The following is a 22,744-nucleotide window of genomic DNA, read 5'->3' as shown; positions in this document are numbered from 1 at the left end:
CCGTCTTTACCTACTCATTTCAGCGAGAAGCTCCAGAGCCCATTCCATATTCATCCCTTACTGATTTCCACCACACATCAGCTCTCTAAAAAGTTTCGAATATGTACTCTTCTCTTTCATTGCTTTTAGTTATTTTTTACAGTTTATCACATTCCCTTTCCAATTAAACCCTAATTTTCTGTTTTATATAGCAGGAATTTCTACCTTAATTGTCTAATAATAAATAGGTTTGCAGAAATACTCGAAACAACTTTGGAGGTTTTTTCATGGTAAAATATATATCCATTTTAGGTTCAACAGGATCCATTGGCACATCTGCATTAGATGTCGTTTCCGCTCATCCTGAACATTTTAAAATCGTCGGTTTAACCGCAAATTATAATATCGATCTTCTCGAAAAACAAATCGAATCTTTTCAGCCTCGTATTGTAAGCGTAGCGACAAAAGAATTAGCGGACACATTACGTTCTCGTATTTCAACAAATACAAAAATTACATATGGAACTGATGGTTTAATTGAAGTATCTACCCATCCTGATACAAATCTTGTATTAAGTTCAGTTGTCGGTGTTTCAGGTTTACTCCCAACAATTGAAGCACTAAAGGCGAAGAAAGATATCGCTATCGCTAACAAAGAAACTTTAGTTGCGGCTGGGCATATCGTCACCGAACTAGCGAAACAAAACGGATGCCGCCTAATTCCAGTTGATAGTGAACATTCAGCTATTTTCCAATGTTTAAATGGGGAAAATAATAAGGAAATCGAAAAATTAATTGTTACAGCTTCTGGCGGCGCTTTTCGTGATAAAACACGTGAAGAAATGAAAACATTACAAGCCAAGGATGCTTTAAAACACCCAAACTGGTTAATGGGCGCAAAACTAACGATAGATTCTGCCACGTTAATGAATAAAGGGTTTGAAGTGATGGAAGCTAAGTGGCTATTCGATATTCCTTATGAAAAAATTGATGTTATGATTCATAAAGAAAGTATCATTCACTCTTTAGTGGAATTTATTGATGGATCAGTCATGGCACAGCTCGGTGCTCCTGATATGAGAATGCCGATTCAATATGCGTTTCACTACCCTACTCGACTACCTTCATCCTATGAAAAATTAAATTTATTAGAAATTGGTAGTTTGCATTTTGAAAAACCAAATTTAGAGAAGTTCCCCTGTCTACAATATGCATTTGAATGTGGAAAAATTGGTGGTACAACTCCAGCCGTATTAAATGCAGCGAACGAAATTGCAAATGCACTATTTCTTAAAAATGAAATTGCATTTTTCGATATCGAAAAAACAATTTACAATACAATTGAAGCTCATCATAACGTAAAAGATCCTTCACTCGATGCTATATTAGAAGCTGATCAATGGGCACGCCAATACGCAAATCAATTGTTAATGAAAAAGAGCTAAAACAGTTTTATCTGTTTTAGCTCTTTTTTCACGTATTCAACTTAACAAATCTATACCCATGCGTTACTAACACTTTTAATATCGCATATCCTGGAATTGCTAAAATAATCCCCATAATTCCAAATAAATTTCCGGCAGTTAAAATAATAAAAATGATAGTAATCGGGTGAATGTCTAGCTTTTTCCCCATGACTTGCGGAGAAATAAATTTACCTTCTGCTAATTGTACAATCATCATAACGATAATTACTTTTAACACCATTGATGGCGAGTCGATAAATGCGATAATTAAAGCTGGTGTAATTGCAATGATTGGTCCTACGTACGGAACGATATTTACAATCATTGCCAAAATAGCGAGTAGTACCGCATATTTAATACCAATAATAAGATAACCGATTAATAGCATAATACCGATAAACAAGCTAACAATAATTTGCCCTCTAATATACGAGCTAATCGCATAATGCATATCATCTAGTATTCTCATCGCTGCTGGTTGTCTTTGCTCTGAAATAAACTTTAAAAAGTTATTCGGTAATTGCTCACCATCTTTTAAAAGATAGAACAATATAAACGGAACCATTACAAACGTTAAAACGACCTCTGTAACAGTACTTAAAAATCCAGTTACATTTCCTGTTACTGATGATAACGACTTCGTAAAATCAACTGTGTAGTCTTTTACCATACTCGCTACATCAATATTTAAATTCTCCTGAATTTTGCCTAGTAAATTACTTTCTCCGAATCTACGTGCTGCTCGTTCAATTTCATGACCGAAATACGGCAAGTTATCTATTAATGCATCGATTTGATCTTTAATAATCGGGATTACCGTTACAACTAAAAATACAAATAATCCTAGTACTATTATATATATAGAAGCTATTGATACGATTCGTGAAACACCTTTCTTTTCTAAAAGGGAAACGAATGGATGTAAAATATAAAATAGCACTCCCGCCAATAATACCGGGAAGAAAATTGTTTTTAAAAAGACGATAAACGGAGTAAAAACAAAAGAAATTTTCGTTAGCAATAATATGTTGATAAACAATAATGCAAACCCAAGTAGCACCGCTAAATAATTTTGTTCTCTAAAAAACTTTTTCAACTTATCTCTTTTTCTTATATTTACTTTTTCCAACTAAACCACCTCTTCGAATGATGAAAAGCCCTTATTCAGGGCTTTTCGTCATGATCTATATCTTTATTTCCTTGCAGATTTCACTACAAATGATACAATAAGAATTAATACAATTGCACCTAATAATGCTGGCACGACATGAATCCCACCAAATGATGGTCCAAAAGATCCAAATAATCTACCACCTAACGAAGCACCTAATAAACCTGCGATAATATTTCCGAACATACCACCTGGAAAATTTTTACCCGTTATAGAACTAGCAATTGCACCTATAATAGCACCAACTATTAATGTGATAATCCATCCCATCTTTAGTCCTCCATTTCTATTATAGTTTGTATGATCAAACATAAGAGTAACAAAACTCTTATATGAGATTATAAATTCATTTACACTAAATATATTCTACTATAGAAATATAACTTAGAATCATATATGTATGGAGATACATATATTATATGCAAAAAAGAAAAACATTGTCAAACTTAGCCAAAAGTAATTATATTAATATACCATATATAAAGGAGGTTTCCTGATCTATGATTCACAAATTACATGCCAGTTCTTTTGAGGTAGCATCATCCATATTACAAGTTCAAATCCCAGCCTATAAAGTTGAAGCAGTCTATTTAAACAATACTGCAATACCCCGTTTATATGATACTGTAAACGATATTCAAAGTTGTGACGAAACATTCTATGGATATTTTTCTGCAAATAAACTTGTCGGCTTTATTTCTTTTATACAAGAAGAAAATTCAATTGATATTCACCGACTCGTTGTATCGCCCGATTTTTTAAAAAAAGGAATCGCAACGAAACTGCTACTTTATATTTTTAGCATGTTCCCTTCTTCAATGACATACATTGTACACACAGGTAAAGCGAATACCCCTGCTATTACATTATATAAAAAACACGGATTCATTACAGTATCAGATACAATACTTCCTGACGGTATGATTCTTACGCAATTAAAAAAGACAGAAAACACAAAATAATTTGACTTGTTCATCTCTTTATGTTATCTTTTAATTTATAAAACCTTTTGCTGAGTCCAAATTTTGGAGCGGGGGAACCATTTTTGTAGCTATGCTACTTGGGGCGAATCTTTTTTAAGTAGGGAAACTCTCACTTCCCGAGTCCGACAGCTAACCTCGTAAGCGTAATGGGAGAGGAAGGTGCTTTTTGCCTATGTTACACAGTGTACCTCCTTAGTTATAAATATGGGAACGATATCAATTAAAAACCTATATTTATAGAAAAGGAGAAATGTATAATGTTACGTTTATCAGATCACGCAATAAAAATGATGGAGCAAAGACTTCGACTAGAACAACACCGCACATATCAAGCAAATAAAGTTATAGATAACTTACATCACAAATACTTCTTTCAGCATATTTTCCAACCGAAAAGATAAGGAAACCATACGTACAATATAATTTAATACAAAAAGCTTTGCGATTCATAATCGCAAAGCTTTTTGTATTACTATTAAAAATAATTTTCCATTAACTTATTCATCCAATCTGGCACACGAGCATTTTCTCTTGTATCAAAAACAGCAATATATGGTTTTATATCTAAAATAGCTGTTCGATCATTAGCGTCTAATCCTTGCACAGTCATAACGTTATTTTCAATCGACAATATTTCAACAGTAGTAATTCCAATAGGGTTTGGACGATGCTTTGTCCGCTGAGCAAAACATCCCTTTTCATCAAAATCACTTAATCCCCTTGGCTTTCTAGCCCACGACTGTTTATTTTCTTCCTGAAAATCATTCATATAAAAAATAACAATTGCATGAGAATAATCCTCAAGACCTGCTAATCCTCCAATATACTCTGGATATATTTTGATGTTTGAAATAACACTTCCCCAATTACGATACACTTTCTCGTCTATAGAAGATTGTACTTCTCCAATCTTCACCATACTAACATGGACCATTTTCCTCCTCCTTTATATAACACTACTTATTTCCTCGCCTTAATAATAAAAGTAGTCGGCACCATTCTAGCTTTATATAAAGAATAATATTTCGTAGAAGGTTCAGCTATTTCTTCATCAAATACACAAGATGGTTCCGGCTCTTCTATTCTCTCAATTGTAAATCCCGCTCTATTTAACTCATTTATGTATGTACTTATTTTTCTCTTATATAATGTCGCTTGTACATTTTCCCCTTTAAATGTTTCAAACGTAATAGGAGTTTCTTCATGATAAGAAGACTTAAAAGTAATTTCTTCTGTACCATACTGTAAATTTGAATACACTGGATGCTCCCAGCTAAAAATAAAACTTCCTCCTGGCTTTACATATGAATAAATCAGTTCCAACGTTTTTCGTAAATTCGAAGTCCAACCTAATGCATAAATGGAGTATACAATATCAAAATACCCTTTCGGAATATCTCCTTCTTCTTCCATTGCTCCGCATATTAACTTTGGATTCCAACACTTTAACGTTTCATTCGCTGTTTTAATTTGTTCACTTGAAAGATCAAGACCCCATACTTCCTCTGCCCCATGTTCTGCCATATATTGCAACGAATGCCCACTTCCACATCCAATATCAAGAACCTTTTTATTTCTTATTGAATCGAACAAATGAATCTCATCTTCAGACGCTGTATACGGACCATATTTCGGTAAACAATCCACTTGAAAGAAATAAGGCGCAACTGTATCCCAACACTTCTTATTCAAAGCTAACATTTGTGTACCTTTCATATTCTACATTCCCCCATCCAATTTTCTTGCCCTACTATAAATTACACATTATAACCCGATCTCCCTTTTCTCTTCGCCCGGTAATTTTTCACTTTCGCGATCGTTCCGCACGCTCTTCCTCCTGCTTCTCCAGCATACATACCGCACCATCTTTTACTTCCATTTCGCGAATGATCATAAAATACCCAACGACAATCTGGGCATGCTTTTAACCTTCCCCACAAATTTTCTTGAATCGTCATTAAAACAATGCTTAATACTTTTGTATATACATTCTCTTCGTGCACAGGCTCATATGTAATACCTTTCATATCTTCCTTTACATGTACATGAAATGGGTATTTCTCTAACCACTTTTGCAATGATTCTCCACCTTCAATTGTCACCCGAATATCTTCTCGAAAACTTTTTAATTCCTCTATCGTATGAAATGGAACCTCTTCATGAAAATATTCTTTCATAAAGAGCATGATATCCTCTTCTGTTTGCAGCATATCAATTGGCTCTCTCGTATCGTTTGGTATTTTCCATGTATTTAAAAATTCTCGAATATATTCTAATTCATTTGGTGCATTTTGATTCAATTCCATCCACCTTCTTCTTAAAATTTACTTTTTTCTGACTTTATGTATAATTATAATATAAAATAGTTAACCATTAAATAATTTTACTGGTTACAATATTAGGAGGAGTTCTATGAAAAGTTTCTCAATACCGATACGTTTCATGCTTATTTCTTCATTTTTTATGTCTTTTGGGTACTTTGCAGTATACGCATTTTTAGCTATTTATCTATTAAGCTTTCTTCATTTTTCTGCTGTTCAAGTAGGAACAGTGTTGACGGTTATGACAATCACATCACGAGTTATCCCATTATTCTCAGGATTAATTGCTGACAAAATAGGCTATATCATTATGATGATAGCCGGATTATTTTTAAGAGGAATCGGATTTATCGCTTTAGGAATATGCTCCGATTTCTATACGCTTTCTATTTCTTCTGCACTTATCGGCTTCGGAACTGCATTCTACGAACCTGCTGCTCGCGCCATATTCGGCTCACAGCCAGCTCATATGAGAAAAAATTTATTTACATATTTAAACCTTAGTTTTAATTGCGGTGCAATAATCGGACCAATCGCAGGAGGGTTCTTACTCTTACTTGATCCAATTTATGCCTTCTCTCTAACAGGATCTCTTATGCTGCTATTCGCTTTTATCTTTTACTTCCTTAAAAATCACTTCCAAGTCACTACTGAAAACACGTCTATTACATTAGGGATACAGGCTATCTTACAAAACAAATCTTTCCTTTTGTTTTCACTTATTATGATTTTCTTCTATATTATGTTTACTCAGCTTACTGTCGCACTTCCACTTCATATGAAAAACATTAGTAATAGCAACCAGCTTGCTACACTAGTTATTACGATGAATGCAATAACAGGCGTCATATTTATGGTGTTATTCCGAAAACTATTTCACAAATACAACACACTTTCGATTATTAAATACGGTGTTTTATTAATGAGTATTTCCTTTTTACTCATTCCTTTATTTCAACACCCATATTGGCTATTCATTTGTGTAATTTTATTTACAATCGGTGAAACACTCGTATTACCTAACGTTGATATCGCTATTGCAAATTACAGTAACGAATCATATACAGCTACTTACTTCGGATTCTATCAACTATCACTCGCATTTGGTTTTATCATCGGTAATTATACCGGTACATCTTTTACATCCAACTTAAACGGAATGTATACACCATGGCTTATTTTCGGCGGAATAGGACTTATTGGTTTTATTTCACTACATATTTTAAATATTAAAAAAACGGACTCTACAGAGGATATATACCTACGTAAAGATACGAAATCTCTTTAAAAATTTTCAAGTTTGGTAGAATCACATTGTCATCAAATTACAAGTTGTTTGCCAGGACGAAAAAACGAGTAGAAGTCACATAAACAAAAGCGAAGCCTCAGAAGAGACTCCGCTTTTGGAGCTTTGCAAATGTGCCATTTTGTGAAACTAATCCACATTAACATTATTATTTACATTTTCTATGCTTGTGCTTCATACAATCATGCCGCGGGAAACACGGTCGAACTGGTATAACCTCAGGGACTATTGGTGTTATAACCGTTGACGTATTATTAGAAGGATTTGGATCTGGTGTGTCACTACTTACAGTAGCCGTATTTATTATAAACCCGATTGCATTCGGACTTACAAATCCTCTAATAATTATAGTAACAAAGGCACCACTAGCCAATGTTCCTAAATTTAGTGTCCCGTCCACGGACTAAACGTTACTCCTCCATCTACTGAAAACTCCGCATTGTTGAGCTGAGTCGGTATCGTATCTGTTACAACGACATTCTGCGCACTTGATGGTCCGGCATTCGATACAAATAATGTGTAAGTTAGGAATCCACCTGGAGGTATTGTGTTTGCATTCACTGTTTTTATTATTGAAACGTCTGCTGATTCACCTACAGGCGTAACAACGGTAGATGTATTGTTGTCAGGATTTGGATCTGGGGTCGGTGAGCTTACGGTTACAGTATTCGTAATAAATCCGTTAGCAGCAGAAGTCAATATCCCTCTTATTAAAATGATTGATGTTTCACCTTTTGGTAAGTCACCTATATTCGTAGTACCAAGCCATGGATTAAACGTGATTCCTCCATCTACTGAAAATTCTACATTCGAAAGTTCTCTCGGTACTGCATCAGTTACCGTTACAGCCGCCGCATCTGACGGGCCAGCATTCGATACTAATATCGTATATGTGAGTACCTGACCTACCGACACTGGCACTGTGCTTGCCACTTTTACAACAGAAATATCAGCAGAAGTAGTCACTAATGTCATAGTAGTTGAGGTGTTATTCGTTGGATCTGGATCTGGTGTTGTTGAACTTACGGTTGCGGTGTTTCTAATGATTCCCCTAGCAGAGGAACTTACCATTCCTCGAATAAAGACAGTCACTGATGACCCGCTAGCTAATGTTCCTAATACAATAGAACCAGGCCATGGATTGAACGTATTCCCTCCATCTACTGAATATTCCGGATTCAAAATCTCGCTCGGTACTGTATCTGTGAGTGTAACATTTTGAGCATCGGATGGTCCTGCATTTGCTACAACCAACCTATAAGTGAGTATCTCTCCCGCATTCACTGGATTCGGACGACCTATTTTCACTACTGAAATATCCGCTGACTCAGTTACTGGTGTAACAATAGTTGATCTGTTATTTGCTAAATTTGGATCTGGTGTCGGCGAGCTGACTACTGCCGTATTCCTAATGAAACCAGTAACTGATGATTTTACTGTTCCCCGAATTAAGATCGTTGCGGAAGAGCCATTTGGCAATGTACCTATATTCGTAGTACCAGGCCATGGACTAAACGTTACCCCTCCATCTGTTGAAAATTCTGGATTTGAAATTTTTCTTGATACAGCATCTATTACTGTAACAGCTTCTGCATCTGACGGCCCTAAATTCGAGACAACTAAAGTATAAGTGAGTATCTCACCTGCGTTTACTGGGTTCGGGTTTCCTGTTTTCACCACTGAAATATCTGCTAATGCATTCACAGGCGTATCAATCGTTGTTGTGTTATTCGTTTGATCTGGATCCGGGGTCGTTGAATCTACGGTTGCGGTGTTTCTAATTGTTTCCGTAGCAGAGGCACTTACTGTTCCTCGAATGAAGACAGTAATGGAAGACCCATTTGCTAGCGTACCTAAATTGATTGAACCCGGCCATGGATTAAACGTTACTCCTCCGTCTATTGAATATTCCGGATTTAATACCACACTTGGTATAGCATCTGTTAACGTTACATTCAGCGCATCATTTGGGCCTGCATTTGACACTACTACACTATAAGTTAGTAATTCACCAGCAATCGCAGGTGATGGATTAGCTAACTTCGTCACAGAAATATCCGCTTCAGTATTCACAGGCGTAACGATCGTTGAGGTGTTATTGTCTGGATCTGGGTCTGGGGTCGTTGAATCTACAGTTACTGAATTCGTAATTAACCCCGTAGCCAAAGGATTTACCGTTCCCCTTAGTATAATTGTTTGTGAAGCCCCATTTGCTAGCGTACCTATATTAATAGAACCCGGCCACGGATTAAACGTTATTCCTCCGTCTGTTGAATATTCCGGATTTAAAAGTTTACTTGGTATAGCATCCATCACCGTAACATTCAATGCATCATTTGGTCCTGCATTTGACACTACTACAGTATAAGTTAATATCCCTCCTGCAAGTACTGGACTCGGATTCGCTGTCTTTACTACTGAAATATCTGCTGACGTATTTATCGCGCTAAACTCCGTAGAAATATTGTTTGTTGGATCTGGATCCGGCGTCGTACTATTAACTACGGCTGTGTTCGTAATTAATCCCGTTGCCGAAGGGTTTACCGTTCCCCTTAGTATAATTGTTTGTGAAGCCCCATTTGCTAGTGTACCTAAATTGATTGAACCCGGCCATAGATTAAACGTTACTCCTCCGTCTGTCGAATATTCCGGATTCAAAATCTTATTCGGCACCTTATCTATGAGCATTACATTTTCTGCATCTGATGGTCCCGCATTCGATACTACAATTGTGTAGGTCAGCACATTTCCTGCAAGTACTGGATTTGGACTTCCTGTTTTCACCACTGAAATATCCGCTAAAGCTTCCACTGGTGTTTCGAAAGTTGAGGTGTTATTCGTTAAGTCCGGGTCTGGGGTTGTTGATTCTACCGTTGCTGTGTTTATTATCGATCCAGTTACATTAGCACTTACCGTTCCTCGGATCAACACTGTTTCTGCTGTACCATTTACCAATGTACCTAAATTGATTGAACCTGGCCACGGATTAAACGTTACTCCTCCATCTATCGAATATTCTGGATTTAAAACAACACTTGGTATAGCATCTGTTAACGTTACATTTTCCGCATCTGATGGACCTGCATTTGATACTACAATTGTATACGTGATTACCTGCCCCGCAATCACCGGATTTGGATTCCCCAATTTCACCACTGAAATATCCGCCGATTCACTTACTGTTGTAACGACTGTTGAAGTGTTATTCGTTGGATCTGGGTCTGGGGTTGTTGATTCTACCGTTGCTGTGTTTGTAATAGTTCCAGTAGCAGAGGTACTTACCGTCCCTTGAATCAAAATCGTTTCTCTTGCACCATTTACTAAAGTTCCTAAAGAAAGAGTACCAGACCACGGATTAAACGTTACTCCTCCGTCTGTTGAATATTCCGGATTTAAAACAACACTTGGCACTGCGTCTGTTACTATTACATTCTGCGCATCTGATGGACCCAAATTAGATATGAAAAGCGTGTAAGTTAGTAAGTTTCCACCGCTTACTGGGTTTGGACTTGCCGTTTTAATAATAGCAACATCTGCTGAAGCATTAACAGGAGTAATAACTGTTGAGGTGTTATTCGTTGGATCTGGGTCTGGGGTAGTCGAATCTACAGTTGCTGTGTTTGTGATAGAATCAGTAGCAGAGGTACTTACTGTCCCTCGGATCAATACCGTTTCCGTTGCACCATTTGCCAAAGTTCCTAGAGAAAGAGTACCAGGCCATGGATTAAACGTTACCCCTCCGTCTATTGAATATTCCGGACTCAAAATTTCACTTGGTATAACGTCCGTTAACGTTACATTCTGTGCTGCATTTGGTCCTGCATTCGAAACTACTATTGTATAAGTGAGTAGCTCACCAGCTACAACAGGTGTCGGACTTGCTGTTTTAACAACAGAAATATCCGCCGAGAAACTAATAGGAGCAAAAGAGGTATCAGTGTTATTGCTCAAATCTGGATCGAATGTTGTACTGCTAACAGTTGCGGTATTCACGATAATTCCTGTAGCAGAAGGACTAACTGTTCCTCGAATTATAATTTGTACCGAACCACCTGGCGGTAACGTTCCTAGACTTAAACTTCCTGTCCAACTCTGAAAAGTAATTCCTCCATCTAAACTATACTCTGGATTTAAAATCTCAGATGGAATATCATCCGTTAACGTAACATCTTGAGCCGCATCAGGACCATTATTCGTTACTTGTATCGTGTAGGTGAGTTCCTGTCCCGGCTGTACTGGTACTGGGCTATTCGTTTTCACAACCATTAAATCAGCAACATTACTCACTTGTAAAATATAATCTTCTACTTCTCCATCAGAAGCAGGACCTACACTCCTTGTATCCACTGATGTTGGAGTTCCAGCATTCTGATTAATAAGATTATCTGTTGTTAATCTAAGTCTTACAAAAGTGTGACCAGGAGTTAATGTTACACCCGGTGGTACCGTGAAGTTCAAGATAACGGTTTGAGTCCCGGCAGCTGAAGGCACAACTTGAACAGCCGCTCCCTCATTCCCTTGAAATATTCCATCCTCATTAAAATCTATCCAGCCATATAAATTAGCATCACTTCCTGTTTCATTCGTTACGGTTACATTTAACGAATAACTAGTGGCACTAATAGAAAGTGTAGCAAGAGGAACCGTTAAGCCGTCATCTTGAATACCTTTTGAAATATCGTCACCTGTTGCTGTGGGATTTTGATAAGCATCTGTTTCCGCTGTAACTTTTGTCCCTAATACTAGTTCATTTACAATTCCGTGACGTGGTCCATTATTAGCTAGTAACGTAGAATAATTATCTGGTCCGTTACCCGGAGCAGTATTTGGGGCGTCACCAAAATCTACGTTAATTTCAGCTAGTAAGCACATAGTTGCATCATTAAATGAGGTTGTAACTGTACTAGAAAACAATGCCGCAGTTGCCGTATTACCAGCGATAATATATCGGTATATGTTACCGGTTGGATTAGCAATCGCATAGATTATACCATTCGAGTCTAACGCAATTGCCCCAAAAGGTCCCGTATTATGAGGTGTTGTCGTTAAATTTGTAATTTGTCCTGTCGTAGGGCTTATCCTTATAGCAATACCGGTAGGTGTTATGCCGTATAAAAAATTATCTGACGGATTATATACCCAATCACTTACGTTTAGTGTTGTACTTAAACCAACGCCAAAATTACTAGTTTGTTCTGTATATCCAGTCGCTGGATTAACTAGTTTCATAAATGTTGCAGAATTTGGACGCAAATCAATTACATAGAATCTTGCAATATCATTTACAGAAATATATAGAAATCCATTAAGATCAAAAGCTCCAACGTTATAATTATCCACAGGTAATCCTGTCGGTAGAGGAAATAGAGCTGTTACATTTCCATTGTTATCTACACGTACAATGTTATTATTTAATTGATCATATCCATAAATATAATTATCCAAAGTATTATATGCAATAGCATTTATATTTACAGGCGGATTTACCGTTCCTTGAATCAATGTTGCACCAGTGACAACATTGATGTTATACCAAATAGATGGGGTACCTGCAAACTGAATCATAGTTGTCGTACAATCTAAAGGATTATTAACAGTATCGTGGCTAAAATTTTGATTCGCAATTGTTGCACCATTATTAATTTGAGCTGCGGTAACTGTAATTGTTAGTTTTCTCGGTCCATTCGACATAGTAAATCCATCAGGTTGAGTGAAATTTGTAGGTGGGCAAGTATCGCCTGGATTAGCGACAGGTTCATATACAGTATAAGTTCCTGCCGCAGTGACAGTAAAACTATAATTTCCATTTATATCTGTTTGGGTAGTTATACATGTTGCTGCTGTACTGCTAAATAAAACAACAAAAACATTAGGTATTCCTGGCTCTCCAGGATCAAATTGACCATTGTGATTTAAATCATTAAATACAATTCCCGATATTGTTGCTGCCAAACATTATCACTCCCGTCTCACTTACCATCTTATATATCTCAATCAAAAAATATTTCATTAGGCCAAATGTATTATAAAAAGCTGTCCTAATTCTTATTGATACCTTGCTAATAAAGACATAACTATTCCACGTATTTTATGCACATTTAGTACATTATGTGAATGATTTATATACAAGACTTCTTATCCCCTAACGATGTAAAAGCACAAATTTTGATGCTACCTTCTAAAACATATATACCTACATCCATTTTACATATTATGGTATAATTTAAAGAGATTGATAGCTATTCATCTACGTTCCACACTAATTTTCTAGAAATGAACAAATCAAAATTTTTTCGAAATCGGGGGGAGATTATGAAAAAGAAATTAAGTGTTCTACTATTCATCGGAATCATATTATCCGGATGTTCCACTATAGTAGAAAATTCTTTAGAAACTGGAAACGGCAGTATTGAATTATTAACACCAACGATTGCAACAACAGATAATGAATTAGAAATTAAAACTGAAGGCATTGATGAAAATAAAGTGACGTTTATTTATGTTGCCAATAAAAAAGTATTGGAACAAAAAATAAATAATGGTCAATCCTACAAACTCAACATTAAAGATATCGAACACGCTCATAGGACGGACTACAAGCCAAGAGTTCAACTTTTGCAAACAAAAGATGATAACGAAGATGGAGACATGGCAACCTTTAAACAAGTTAGATATACAGTTGAAAAAAAGTAGTTTTATAGTTATTTCATTTAAATATAACAAACGAAAATATACTTTTAACAGGGGGTAAATATAAGAGGTACTAATATGAAAAGACGATGGATTTTTTGGTGGATTGGTAACATATTTTGGATTACCATTTTTGGGATATTGGCAGCTATTATTTGGCTAAGAGAGGCTGATGGTACTGGTGTTACTCAAACACCAGAGCTTAAACTAGTGGCATTTATCGTTTTATTAATTGCATTTATATTACCGATAATTATTCAATCTATATGGCTAATTGTTAATTTGAGAAAGAGCAATAAAAAATAATCATACATAATTTTTTTTAGAATTATACGAGAAACCATAAAAAAAGAGAGGAATTTTTAAAAATTAGATTCCTCTCTTTTACATTTTCGTATTCATATAGGATTATGGTTATAAACTTATTTTTAAGCCATACTACTCCTTTTTCTTACGATGCATGTTCATCTTTCTTCTTCTTCAACAACGCTCTCTTCTTCATCGCTTTCGTTAAGTATCCGCCTTTAAACGAACGGATTTCATAAGAAGACATAAATGCTTTTGGTGCAATTTCATTAATAATTTCTAACAGTTCTTTTTCTCTAGAACGCTTTGCAACGATATCTAAGCGATAACGTATTGAATTAATTCCTTCACCTTCAAATACTGTAACACCAAATCCAGAGTGACGTAGTTCATCTACTAATTCATTACAACGGTCTAGCAAACTAACTTGATACGTAATATATCCAATTGCTAATTTATTCTCTATATAACCGCCTAATAATAGTCCCGTACTAAAACCGATGACATAGGCAACAATGTTCATCCAATTTGATAAATCTTGAAACACAATACCTAAACTAACAATGTAAATAGCCCCTTCTAACAATCCAACACCTGCAGCGGATCTTGTTTGATTCTTTACAAGCAAAATCGTACGGATTGTTAAAGTTGGAACGTAAATAATTTGAAGCACAAAAATAAGTAAAGCTTGTAACATTGGTATCCACCTCTTTCGCAAATTCTTTTGTCATGATAACATACATAAGCTTTAGAAATCGATGGGTTTTTAAATTTTTTTTAATTTTTTTTCACACTATTGAAATGCCTCAAAAATAAGCGTATTATGTTTGGCGTAAATTCGATAAGTACCAGTAAGTCCTCGTATTATATCATTTATTTTCAAACTCAAAAAAGGAACCCCATTAGGTCCCTTTCCTCATAACTCTATGTTTTTCGAAGCATTTGCCCTTTGCTTCTCTTCTTCTTTTACTAGCTGCATATTTGCATAGGCTAAATTCGCAATCATTAAAAAGTGTCCACCTAAAATACCCGTACCAAATGCCCACATTTCCATTTCATGCTCAATTTCATACATAATGATAGCCCCTAATATTGCGGCTGCAAATCGGTTTAAAACTCCTAATCCAGGAGCCTTTTCTTTCATCACGATACTTCTTCCTAGTTTCTCCACTCTACGAGCTAATAACCAAAGACAATATGCGCTAACTGCTAAACCGATACCGAACCCTGTCACTTGTTTTCCAAATGGAGTAATCGCCCACATTAGTAGTAAACCACTAAAGATTGTATACAATTGTAATCGATATACACGTAAGGCTACTTGAATCAAAATATCCGCTCCTAATTTCACATTTTATTATGTGTCAGAAAAAAAGCAGCAACTTACACAGTTGCTGCTTTCTCTTGTTCTTGTTCCATTTTTTGAATTTCAACACGTTTAATTTGATAAGCATCTTTTTCTAACACTTTAAATTCATAACCTTCTGCTTCAACGTATTGTCCTTCTTCGATTTCATGATTTTGCATCATAATCCATCCACCGATTGTATCCACATCGTCTTCTTCAATGTGTAATCCAAACAAATCTTTTACTTCTGATATAAGCACTTTTCCATCAACAATTTTATGGTATTCGTTCACATGTTGAATTGGTGGTGCTTCATCTTCATCATATTCATCACGAATTTCGCCGACGATTTCCTCCAATATATCTTCAAGCGTTACAATTCCAGCTGTTCCTCCGTACTCATCATATAAAACAGCCATTGGAATTCGCTTCTTCTGCATTTGCAGTAATAAATCATGAATTGGAGTAGTTTCCATAACTTCAATAATCGGACGCATATACGTGCGAATCGATGATAAATCTTCTTTATCGTTGTTCATATATCGAATAAAGAAATCTTTTACATTGACCATACCGATAATATCATCTTTATCTTCTCCAAAAATCGGATAGCGTGTGTATCGTTCATTTTGGATTACTTTCATGTGTTCTTCTACTGAATCTTCAAGATAGAAACCAACGATTTCTGTACGCGGTACCATGATTTCTTTCGCAATGCGATTATCAAATTCAAAGATATTATTTACATACTTGTATTCAGCTTGATTAATTTCTCCACTTTCGTAGCTCTCTGAAAGAATAAGACGTAACTCTTCTTCTGTATGAGCTACTTCATGTTCAGAAGCTGGCTTCAAACCGAATAAACCAGTTACAACACGCGCAGAACCATTCAATACCCAAATAAATGGATACATAGCTTTATAGAATATCATTAACGGACCTGCTAATAACAATGTCACCTTTTCAGCTTTTTGAATTGCCATCGTTTTCGGAGCTAATTCCCCGACTACAACGTGCAAGTACGTCATCGTCATAAATGCAAGACCAAATGTTAATACTGATGAGATAGACGGATTTAAGTTCCACTTCTCAAATAACGGGTGTAATAATTTTTCTATCGTCGGTTCACCTAACCAACCAAGTCCCATCGCTGTAACTGTAATACCTAATTGACAAGCAGATAAATATTCGTCTAAATTTGTTGTTACTTTTTTCGCTGCTAATGCGCCGCGTTTCCCTTCCGCAACAAGCTGATCAATGCGACTTGAACGTATTTTTACAATCGCAAACTCTGCTGCTACGAAAAATCCAGTAAATGCGATTAAAATCGCAACCATGACTAAATTAAATATTTCCAATGAATCCCCTTAGTTAAAAAAACTAAGGTGTCCACCTCCTGTATACTATAATGTTTTCTTATTTGTTCGTTAGAAAACATAGCCCGATACAAAAATTAAAGAGGTCGGATTTCACTTATTCTATAATAATAGAGCAAGTGTCTGTAATAAAGCTGTCGTTTGACCTGATAAAGATTTCGATATTTTTTCACGTTGTGAATCAGTCAATTCATCTAAAAGAGGCTTTAACTCTGTTAGTTCTGCTTCTAATTTATGAATATGGTCTGTCACTTCATTCACATGTTTCGAAACGTGTTCATTGATACCGAGCAGCTTCTTCTTCTCCTCGATCTTCTCTTTAATCTCACAAAGCGGCATATGCATTTCTTTGCACTTCTCAATAAATTGTAATGTCTCAAATGCTGTTTCATCGTAATAGCGATAATTAGATTGAGATCGCTCCGCTTTTAAGATACCTAGATTCGTATAATAATCAATCGTTCGTTTCGACACGTGAGCCATGAGAGCCAACTGTCCGATTCGATACACCTTCCCAACGATCTTCCCCCCTTGTTTATATTACTAACATCATACAATACATAAACTGTACAGTCAAACGTGACGGTTTATCATTCATAATTTATACAAAATTTATCGTCTCATCTTATACAATCTAATACATTAATTTGATTATATAATAAAATATTCGAATTTAAAAACCAAAACGAACGAAATATAACCATGAAATTGCCCGTTCCTTTCTAAGTTAAGTACATATCATAATAACATCGATATCAAATTCTTTTTATAATTAGGAGGAAAAAAATGAAAGCTGTTATTCTTGCAGGTGGATACGGAACAAGGATTGGGGAAGAAACTCATTTAAAACCAAAACCTATGATTGAAATTGGAACAAGGCCTATTCTATGGCACATTATGAGTTTGTATAGTCATTACGGCATTACTGAGTTTATTATTTGCTTAGGCTATAAAGGATATGCAATTAAAGAATTCTTTCTAAATTATAACTTACACATGTCCAATTTCACGATACAGTTAAGCGATAACACAATTACTAGCCACTCTCATCGTATAGAACCTTGGAAAGTTACACTAATCGATACTGGTCTAAATACTGAAACGGGTGGACGAGTTAAAAAAATACAAAATTACGTCGGGGACGAACCTTTTTGCCTCACTTATGGCGATGGATTAAGTAATGTAAATATAAAAGAACTCATTGCATTTCATAAAAAACACAGCAAAATAGCTACTGTTACTGCCGTACAACCTCCAGGCAGATTTGGTTCTCTCGTATTAGATAAACAGTCTGTAACATCCTTTCAAGAGAAACCATTAGGTGATGGCGGATGGGTTAACGGTGGATTTTTCGTTTTAAATCCTGATATTTTCAATTACATTAGTGGAGATAAGTCTGTTTTTGAAACAGACACTTTAGTTCAGTTAGTAAACAAAAACGAATTGGCCGCATATCAACATACTGGTTTTTGGCATCCAATGGATACAGTGCGCGATAAAAATAAATTAGTCGAGCTATGGGAAAGTAATAACGCTCCGTGGAAGGTTTGGTAATATGACTTCATCATCTTTTTGGAATAAGAAAAAAGTATTTATTACAGGACATACTGGCTTTAAAGGCTCATGGCTTACCCTTTTTTTAACTTCATTAGGTGCAGAAGTAGTTGGCTATTCTTCTCACCCCCCATCCACCCCTAACCTTTTTGAACAATGTAACGTATCAAAAGAGTGCATAACAATTAAAGGCGATATTACAGATTACGATTCTTTATTCCATGCCCTGAAACAACATAACCCTGACATACTATTTCATTTAGCAGCTCAGCCAATCGTCACCACTTCATACAAAAATCCTATCGAAACATTTAAAACGAATGTTTTAGGTACTGTTCACGTATTAGAAGCGGCAAAGCATATAGAAAGTATACGTGGCATTATTAATGTTACAAGTGATAAATGCTATGAAAATGACGGGAGCGGTAACCGGGCATTCGTGGAAACTGACCGACTAGGAGGTTTCGACCCTTATAGTGCTAGTAAAGCTTGTGCTGAACTAGTTGCAACATCATATCAAAAATCATTCTTCCGCACTAATCCTCAGCAACTTGCCTCAGTAAGAGCAGGTAATGTCATCGGCGGCGGTGATTGGGCAGAAGACCGATTATTCCCAGATATCATTCGTGCATATTTACAAGATAATACATTAAATATTAGAAACAAAAACGCTATTCGTCCGTGGCAACACGTATTAGATCCTTTACATGGCTATATTCTTTTAGCTGAGAAGCTTTGGAAAGACGCCGAATATGCAGCCGCGTGGAATTTCGGCCCGATAAATGAACCTAACAGAACCGTTCATGATGTCATTCAATCTATAATTAAATTATGGAATCAACCACTAACAATCCTTTCCCCTCATACAAATACTCCTTATGAATCACCTATTTTAACACTCGATAGTACAAAAGCAGTAATTAAACTCGGTTGGACTCCTAAGTTATCAACAGATCATTCTATCGCTTGGACTGTTGATTGGTACAAAAAATATGCATCTGGTGAAAATATGGAATCTTTCACGCGACAACAAATCGATGCATTCAAAAATTTATAAGGGGGCTATAAAATGGAACAGAAAAAATGCCGTTTTTGCCACTCATTACTAACAAATACTTTTTTAGATTTAGGCGTTTCTCCTCTCGCTAACTCATTTGTAGTTCCAGAACACTCATATAAAATGGAGCCATTTTATCCGCTGCACACGTTTGTTTGTAACTCTTGTTTACTTGTACAATTAGATGAATTTGAATCTCCGCACAATATTTTTCATGACTATTTATACTTTAGCTCTTACTCCTCCAGCTGGCTACTACACGCTAAGCAATATGTAGAAATGGCTATTAAGCGTTTTAACTTAACAAACCATTCGAAAGTGATTGAAATCGCGAGTAACGACGGGTACTTATTACAATACTTTCAAAAAGAAAATATCGAAACGTTAGGAATTGAACCAGCAAAAAATGTAGCAGAAATCGCTATCCAAAAAGGAATTCCAACTGAAGTGAGTTTTTTTAGCAATGATTTAGCAAAAAAGTTACCACAAGCTGATTTAATCGTCGCAAATAACGTATTAGCACACGTTCCGAACTTACATGATTTTGTTGCCGGTTTAAAAACATTATTAAAACAAGATGGCACGATAACAATTGAATTCCCGCACTTATTAAACCTCATATCTTTTAAACAGTTTGACACAATCTATCATGAGCACTTCTCCTATTTTTCACTTATAAGCCTTCAAAAAGTTTTAGCTCATCATCATTTACAAATTGTCGATGTAGAAGAACTTTCAACGCACGGTGGTTCCTTGCGTATTTTTATAAACCATCATAGTGCCTCATCCACTATCCATTCCAATGTTACAAAATTAATCCAAAAAGAAGTAGATTACGGGCTAGATACATTAGATTGCTATCTCCTTTTTTCTAAACGCATCGAACAATTGAAAATAAGTATTTTAAAGTTTTTCATCGAAGCAAAAGCTTTAAACAAACAAATTATCGGTTACGGCGCTCCAGCTAAAGGAAACACCCTTTTAAATTATTGCGGGATAGGAAAAGAGTTTCTAAATTATACTGTAGATAAAAACCCTCACAAACAAAATCTCCTTCTACCAGGAACCCGCATTCCAATACAATCTCCTGAAGAAATAAAACGTACAAAACCTGATTACATTCTCATACTTCCTTGGAATTTGAAAGACGAAATTATGAAAGAATGCTCTTTCATTCGTGAATGGGGCGGCAAATTTTTAGTAACGATTCCAGAAGTTGAGGTAATTGAGCCATGAAAAAAATCCTTGTAACAGGCGGTAGTGGATGGATTGGTAAATATGTTGTAAATTCTCTTATACAAAAGGGCTATGAAGTGCACGCCACTTTCCATACAAATAAGCCTTCTCACCTTTCTTGCGATTGGCATAAAGTAAACTTACTTTGCGATGAAGAAGTAAAAAAACTCATTTACGACATTAAGCCTAGTCATCTTATTCATTTAGCTTGGGAAGCAGTGCCGCCAGCGTGTTATGTATCTATTCATAATTACTATTGGCTTACATCCAGTATCTCATTGATTCAACACTTCACAACATGCGGTGGAAAGCGCGTCATTGTTGCAGGTACTGGCGCAGAGTATGAATGGTTTAACGGCGTATTATTTGAAGACTCACCGCTTCTTTCCTATAAAACCCCGTATTCATTATGTAAAAACACACTACATTCCTGGCTACAATCATACGCTGGGCAAACCAGCCTCAGCATGTGTTGGGGCCGCATTTTTCATATGTATGGCCCTCACGAACAAGGGAATCGACTCGTTTCTAACATTATCACGTCCTTATTAAAAAATGAGGAGGCACTATGTACACATGGAAAACAATCAAGAGATTTCCTCCATGTGAGTGACGTCGCTGATGCTCTCGTAACAGTATTAGAACGCAATGTTACAGGCACAATCAATATCGCTTCTGGTCAATCTGTACAAATTAAAGAATTAGCTTCTATCATTGCTAAAAAGATAGGAAAAGAAAATTTAATTAAACTAGGTGCGATTCCTTTCTCTAAAGATGAACCTTTATTCGTCGGCGTTAATGTAGAACGTTTAAAAACTGAAGTAAACTGGAAACCGACATACGATCTAAATACTGGAATCGAAGAAACAATTTTATGGTGGGAATCATTTATAAAAAAGCATAACGATATGCAGCACTAAAACGTAAATCCTTCGTCCCTCTTGCTAATTCCTTATACCATTCTTCTAATCTTTCAGGTGTAATAATATGATGCGTTCCCATTCCCGCATGCTTACTAGCTTCAGAAAGAGTCGGGCCAATTTGTAATTTCCTCTTTCTCATCGCATCGTTCCAAGGGCTGAAACCAAACCATGCAATACACGCAAGTGGTGGGTAAGTCATAGATTCATGCGCAGATAAATGTCTTCCAACCGTATAACTTCCGTGTTCATGATTATGAATAAATCTACCTCTTCTCCATAACGCCCAATCTTCTGGTAAATAACCGTGAAATCGCTGTTTCATTAAAGGTATTCCAAAGTTAAGGTCCGGATAATTATAGTTAAGATTATCGACCATAATAAGCCCTTCCAGCCAATACATCCTCCCTCCCAATTCATTCAGTGATTTCCAGAACTGATTTTTATCTTGCACACAAAGAAACTCAGTCGTATTTAAAATCATTTTCCAACCTTCTACTTCTTGTTCCGCCCTCATCACTTCATGATCTGTCGCTATTGCATCAAACTCTGGATTTGTAGAATCTCGCACTTCCCAATGCGGTGCGAATTTTTTGCAAATTTCAACCGAACGATCTGTTGAACCTTTATTAATTAAAATACCATGCTCAAACAGTTTCGTATGATGCATAAGCCACCAGGGCAATAAATACTCTTCGTTGTAAAAATGAGAAATAACGGTTGTAGTTATAACAATCTCCTCCTCTTTCTCTATTAATCTACTTTTTCATCCTACTCTTAATATACTTATCAGTTATGTAATTGGTTTCTTTTATTTTAAAAATATGTTTTTCTACCATATACTATGCTTTCTTAGACAACTACTATTTTCTAAAGAATCAACTCCGTACAATAACCATCCCAATAAACTGAAAATTAAGTTATAATATCATTATAAAATTATGAAGGAGGAATGCGCTCATGTACTACAACACTTCATTCGAAAACGATCAACCTGTAGGCCGTCTATAATCTAAGACGGGCATTCATAT

At 35.9% G+C, this 22,744-nt stretch carries 22 protein-coding genes, 1 riboswitch and 1 other annotated feature (1 of these 24 cut by a window edge); of the genes, 10 read left to right on the top strand and 12 right to left on the bottom strand.

Translation table 11 applies throughout. From position 1 onward, the window contains the following. Nucleotides 1–129 (bottom strand) — a binding site (T-box leader) (it extends 79 nt beyond the left edge of the window). Nucleotides 130–266: 137 nt separating this feature from the next. Beyond that, nucleotides 267–1,424 (top strand): 1-deoxy-D-xylulose-5-phosphate reductoisomerase, encoded by a 1,158-nt coding sequence (locus tag SJY24_RS13895; RefSeq protein WP_000241776.1) that lies wholly within the window; start codon nucleotides 267–269, stop codon nucleotides 1,422–1,424. 28 nt (nucleotides 1,425–1,452) lie between these two features. On the opposite strand, the gene SJY24_RS13890 is transcribed toward SJY24_RS13895, so the two are convergent. After that, a complete protein-coding gene (locus tag SJY24_RS13890) occupies nucleotides 1,453–2,574 on the bottom strand; it encodes an AI-2E family transporter (protein WP_377865023.1) in 1,122 nt (373 codons plus the stop codon). Nucleotides 2,575–2,637: 63 nt separating this feature from the next. Beyond that, nucleotides 2,638–2,886, bottom strand: a complete 249-nt coding sequence (locus tag SJY24_RS13885; protein WP_377865022.1) for a GlsB/YeaQ/YmgE family stress response membrane protein — start codon at nucleotides 2,884–2,886, stop codon at nucleotides 2,638–2,640. Nucleotides 2,887–3,116: 230 nt separating this feature from the next. Between SJY24_RS13885 and SJY24_RS13880 the strand changes: the two genes are divergently transcribed. Next, the gene (locus SJY24_RS13880; protein WP_377865021.1) at nucleotides 3,117–3,578 is read left to right on the top strand and encodes a GNAT family N-acetyltransferase; all 462 of its coding nucleotides are present in this window, start codon (nucleotides 3,117–3,119) and stop codon (nucleotides 3,576–3,578) included. Between the two features lie 38 nt (nucleotides 3,579–3,616). Beyond that, nucleotides 3,617–3,759, top strand: a riboswitch (cyclic di-AMP (ydaO/yuaA leader). A 97-nt stretch (nucleotides 3,760–3,856) separates the two neighbouring features. Continuing rightward, nucleotides 3,857–4,000 (top strand): hypothetical protein, encoded by a 144-nt coding sequence (locus SJY24_RS13875; RefSeq protein WP_002137343.1) that lies wholly within the window; start codon nucleotides 3,857–3,859, stop codon nucleotides 3,998–4,000. Between the two features lie 74 nt (nucleotides 4,001–4,074). Here SJY24_RS13875 and tsaA read toward each other — a convergent pair whose 3' ends face one another. From tsaA to SJY24_RS13860, 3 genes are read right to left on the bottom strand one after another with little or no spacing between them, the layout of a single operon-like run. Continuing rightward, the gene (gene tsaA, locus SJY24_RS13870) at nucleotides 4,075–4,533 is read right to left on the bottom strand and encodes a tRNA (N6-threonylcarbamoyladenosine(37)-N6)-methyltransferase TrmO (protein ID WP_377865020.1); all 459 of its coding nucleotides are present in this window, start codon (nucleotides 4,531–4,533) and stop codon (nucleotides 4,075–4,077) included. A gap of 26 nt (nucleotides 4,534–4,559) precedes the next feature. Next, complete coding sequence (locus SJY24_RS13865; RefSeq protein WP_016091815.1) at nucleotides 4,560–5,315, bottom strand: class I SAM-dependent methyltransferase; 756 nt, start codon at nucleotides 5,313–5,315, stop codon at nucleotides 4,560–4,562. A 41-nt stretch (nucleotides 5,316–5,356) separates the two neighbouring features. Then, the gene (locus tag SJY24_RS13860; RefSeq protein WP_377865019.1) at nucleotides 5,357–5,899 is read right to left on the bottom strand and encodes a CGNR zinc finger domain-containing protein; all 543 of its coding nucleotides are present in this window, start codon (nucleotides 5,897–5,899) and stop codon (nucleotides 5,357–5,359) included. A gap of 112 nt (nucleotides 5,900–6,011) precedes the next feature. Here SJY24_RS13860 and SJY24_RS13855 point away from each other — a divergent pair, with 112 nt between their 5' ends. Continuing rightward, a complete protein-coding gene (locus SJY24_RS13855; RefSeq protein ID WP_377865018.1) occupies nucleotides 6,012–7,208 on the top strand; it encodes an MDR family MFS transporter in 1,197 nt (398 codons plus the stop codon). 166 nt (nucleotides 7,209–7,374) lie between these two features. Here the strand turns inward: SJY24_RS13855 and SJY24_RS13850 are convergent, their stop codons facing one another. After that, nucleotides 7,375–7,626: a hypothetical protein gene (locus SJY24_RS13850; protein ID WP_377865017.1), complete on the bottom strand. Its 252-nt coding sequence runs from the start codon at nucleotides 7,624–7,626 to the stop codon at nucleotides 7,375–7,377. Next, nucleotides 7,611–13,178, bottom strand: a complete 5,568-nt coding sequence (locus tag SJY24_RS13845; RefSeq protein ID WP_377865016.1) for a DUF7507 domain-containing protein — start codon at nucleotides 13,176–13,178, stop codon at nucleotides 7,611–7,613. Before SJY24_RS13845 ends, SJY24_RS13850 begins: the two co-directional genes overlap by 16 nt. 360 nt (nucleotides 13,179–13,538) lie before the next feature. Here SJY24_RS13845 and SJY24_RS13840 point away from each other — a divergent pair, with 360 nt between their 5' ends. Both SJY24_RS13840 and SJY24_RS13835 read left to right on the top strand, forming a co-directional pair. Further along, complete coding sequence (locus SJY24_RS13840; RefSeq protein ID WP_377865015.1) at nucleotides 13,539–13,919, top strand: hypothetical protein; 381 nt, start codon at nucleotides 13,539–13,541, stop codon at nucleotides 13,917–13,919. 75 nt (nucleotides 13,920–13,994) lie between these two features. Further along, nucleotides 13,995–14,222, top strand: coding sequence for a DUF3923 family protein (locus SJY24_RS13835; protein ID WP_377865014.1), 228 nt, complete (start codon nucleotides 13,995–13,997; stop codon nucleotides 14,220–14,222). A gap of 145 nt (nucleotides 14,223–14,367) precedes the next feature. Here SJY24_RS13835 and SJY24_RS13830 read toward each other — a convergent pair whose 3' ends face one another. The 4 genes from SJY24_RS13830 to SJY24_RS13815 all read right to left on the bottom strand — a co-directional run bounded on the left by SJY24_RS13830 (nucleotide 14,368) and on the right by SJY24_RS13815 (nucleotide 17,456). Then, nucleotides 14,368–14,919, bottom strand: a complete 552-nt coding sequence (locus SJY24_RS13830; RefSeq protein WP_377865013.1) for a DUF2179 domain-containing protein — start codon at nucleotides 14,917–14,919, stop codon at nucleotides 14,368–14,370. Nucleotides 14,920–15,138: 219 nt separating this feature from the next. Next, nucleotides 15,139–15,552 (bottom strand): ATP synthase subunit I, encoded by a 414-nt coding sequence (locus SJY24_RS13825; RefSeq protein WP_377865012.1) that lies wholly within the window; start codon nucleotides 15,550–15,552, stop codon nucleotides 15,139–15,141. 53 nt (nucleotides 15,553–15,605) lie between these two features. After that, entirely contained in the window at nucleotides 15,606–16,928 is a 1,323-nt protein-coding gene (locus tag SJY24_RS13820) for a hemolysin family protein (RefSeq protein ID WP_377865011.1), read from the bottom strand. Between the two features lie 120 nt (nucleotides 16,929–17,048). Continuing rightward, nucleotides 17,049–17,456 carry a MerR family transcriptional regulator gene (locus tag SJY24_RS13815; protein ID WP_097884867.1) on the bottom strand — a complete coding sequence of 136 codons (408 nt, stop codon included), beginning with the start codon at nucleotides 17,454–17,456 and terminating at the stop codon, nucleotides 17,049–17,051. A gap of 276 nt (nucleotides 17,457–17,732) precedes the next feature. On the opposite strand from SJY24_RS13815, the gene rfbF reads away from it, so the two are divergent. The 4 genes from rfbF to SJY24_RS13795 are packed head-to-tail and all read left to right on the top strand — an operon-like array spanning nucleotide 17,733 to nucleotide 21,713. Beyond that, a complete protein-coding gene (gene rfbF, locus SJY24_RS13810) occupies nucleotides 17,733–18,500 on the top strand; it encodes a glucose-1-phosphate cytidylyltransferase (RefSeq protein ID WP_377865010.1) in 768 nt (255 codons plus the stop codon). Between the two features lies 1 nt (nucleotide 18,501). Then, on the top strand, nucleotides 18,502–19,557 hold the full coding sequence (rfbG, locus tag SJY24_RS13805; RefSeq protein ID WP_377865009.1) for a CDP-glucose 4,6-dehydratase: 1,056 nt from the start codon (nucleotides 18,502–18,504) through the stop codon (nucleotides 19,555–19,557). 12 nt (nucleotides 19,558–19,569) lie between these two features. Next, nucleotides 19,570–20,793 (top strand): methyltransferase domain-containing protein, encoded by a 1,224-nt coding sequence (locus tag SJY24_RS13800; RefSeq protein ID WP_377865008.1) that lies wholly within the window; start codon nucleotides 19,570–19,572, stop codon nucleotides 20,791–20,793. Then, nucleotides 20,790–21,713, top strand: a complete 924-nt coding sequence (locus SJY24_RS13795; protein WP_377865007.1) for an NAD-dependent epimerase/dehydratase family protein — start codon at nucleotides 20,790–20,792, stop codon at nucleotides 21,711–21,713. The genes SJY24_RS13800 and SJY24_RS13795 overlap by 4 nt, the downstream gene beginning before the upstream one ends. On the opposite strand, the gene SJY24_RS13790 is transcribed toward SJY24_RS13795, so the two are convergent. Then, a complete protein-coding gene (locus SJY24_RS13790; RefSeq protein ID WP_377867252.1) occupies nucleotides 21,682–22,467 on the bottom strand; it encodes a glycosyltransferase family 2 protein in 786 nt (261 codons plus the stop codon). The two genes, SJY24_RS13795 and SJY24_RS13790, sit on opposite strands and share 32 nt — an antisense overlap. Between the last annotated feature and the right edge of the window lie 277 nt (nucleotides 22,468–22,744).

The sequence above is a fragment of the Bacillus sp. R86525 genome (assembly GCF_042466195.1).
GTDB classification, from domain to species: domain Bacteria; phylum Bacillota; class Bacilli; order Bacillales; family Bacillaceae_G; genus Bacillus_A; species Bacillus_A nitratireducens.
Note: the sequence above shows the minus strand (reverse complement) of the source record. Positions and strands in the feature narration are given on the sequence as shown.

Excerpts from the sequence above, each read along its gene's own strand:
- SJY24_RS13830 (WP_377865013.1), bottom strand. The coding sequence starts at position 14,919 with ATGTTACAAGCTTTACTTATTTTTGTGCTTCAAATTATTTACGTTCCA.
- SJY24_RS13795 (WP_377865007.1), top strand. The coding sequence starts at position 20,790 with ATGAAAAAAATCCTTGTAACAGGCGGTAGTGGATGGATTGGTAAATAT.
- SJY24_RS13885 (WP_377865022.1), bottom strand. The coding sequence starts at position 2,886 with ATGGGATGGATTATCACATTAATAGTTGGTGCTATTATAGGTGCAATT.
- SJY24_RS13835 (WP_377865014.1), top strand. The coding sequence starts at position 13,995 with ATGAAAAGACGATGGATTTTTTGGTGGATTGGTAACATATTTTGGATT.
- rfbF (WP_377865010.1), top strand. The coding sequence starts at position 17,733 with ATGAAAGCTGTTATTCTTGCAGGTGGATACGGAACAAGGATTGGGGAA.
- rfbG (WP_377865009.1), top strand. The coding sequence starts at position 18,502 with ATGACTTCATCATCTTTTTGGAATAAGAAAAAAGTATTTATTACAGGA.
- SJY24_RS13895 (WP_000241776.1), top strand. The coding sequence starts at position 267 with ATGGTAAAATATATATCCATTTTAGGTTCAACAGGATCCATTGGCACA.
- SJY24_RS13840 (WP_377865015.1), top strand. The coding sequence starts at position 13,539 with ATGAAAAAGAAATTAAGTGTTCTACTATTCATCGGAATCATATTATCC.
- SJY24_RS13855 (WP_377865018.1), top strand. The coding sequence starts at position 6,012 with ATGAAAAGTTTCTCAATACCGATACGTTTCATGCTTATTTCTTCATTT.
- SJY24_RS13800 (WP_377865008.1), top strand. The coding sequence starts at position 19,570 with ATGGAACAGAAAAAATGCCGTTTTTGCCACTCATTACTAACAAATACT.
- tsaA (WP_377865020.1), bottom strand. The coding sequence starts at position 4,533 with ATGGTCCATGTTAGTATGGTGAAGATTGGAGAAGTACAATCTTCTATA.
- SJY24_RS13865 (WP_016091815.1), bottom strand. The coding sequence starts at position 5,315 with ATGAAAGGTACACAAATGTTAGCTTTGAATAAGAAGTGTTGGGATACA.
- SJY24_RS13875 (WP_002137343.1), top strand. The coding sequence starts at position 3,857 with ATGTTACGTTTATCAGATCACGCAATAAAAATGATGGAGCAAAGACTT.
- SJY24_RS13880 (WP_377865021.1), top strand. The coding sequence starts at position 3,117 with ATGATTCACAAATTACATGCCAGTTCTTTTGAGGTAGCATCATCCATA.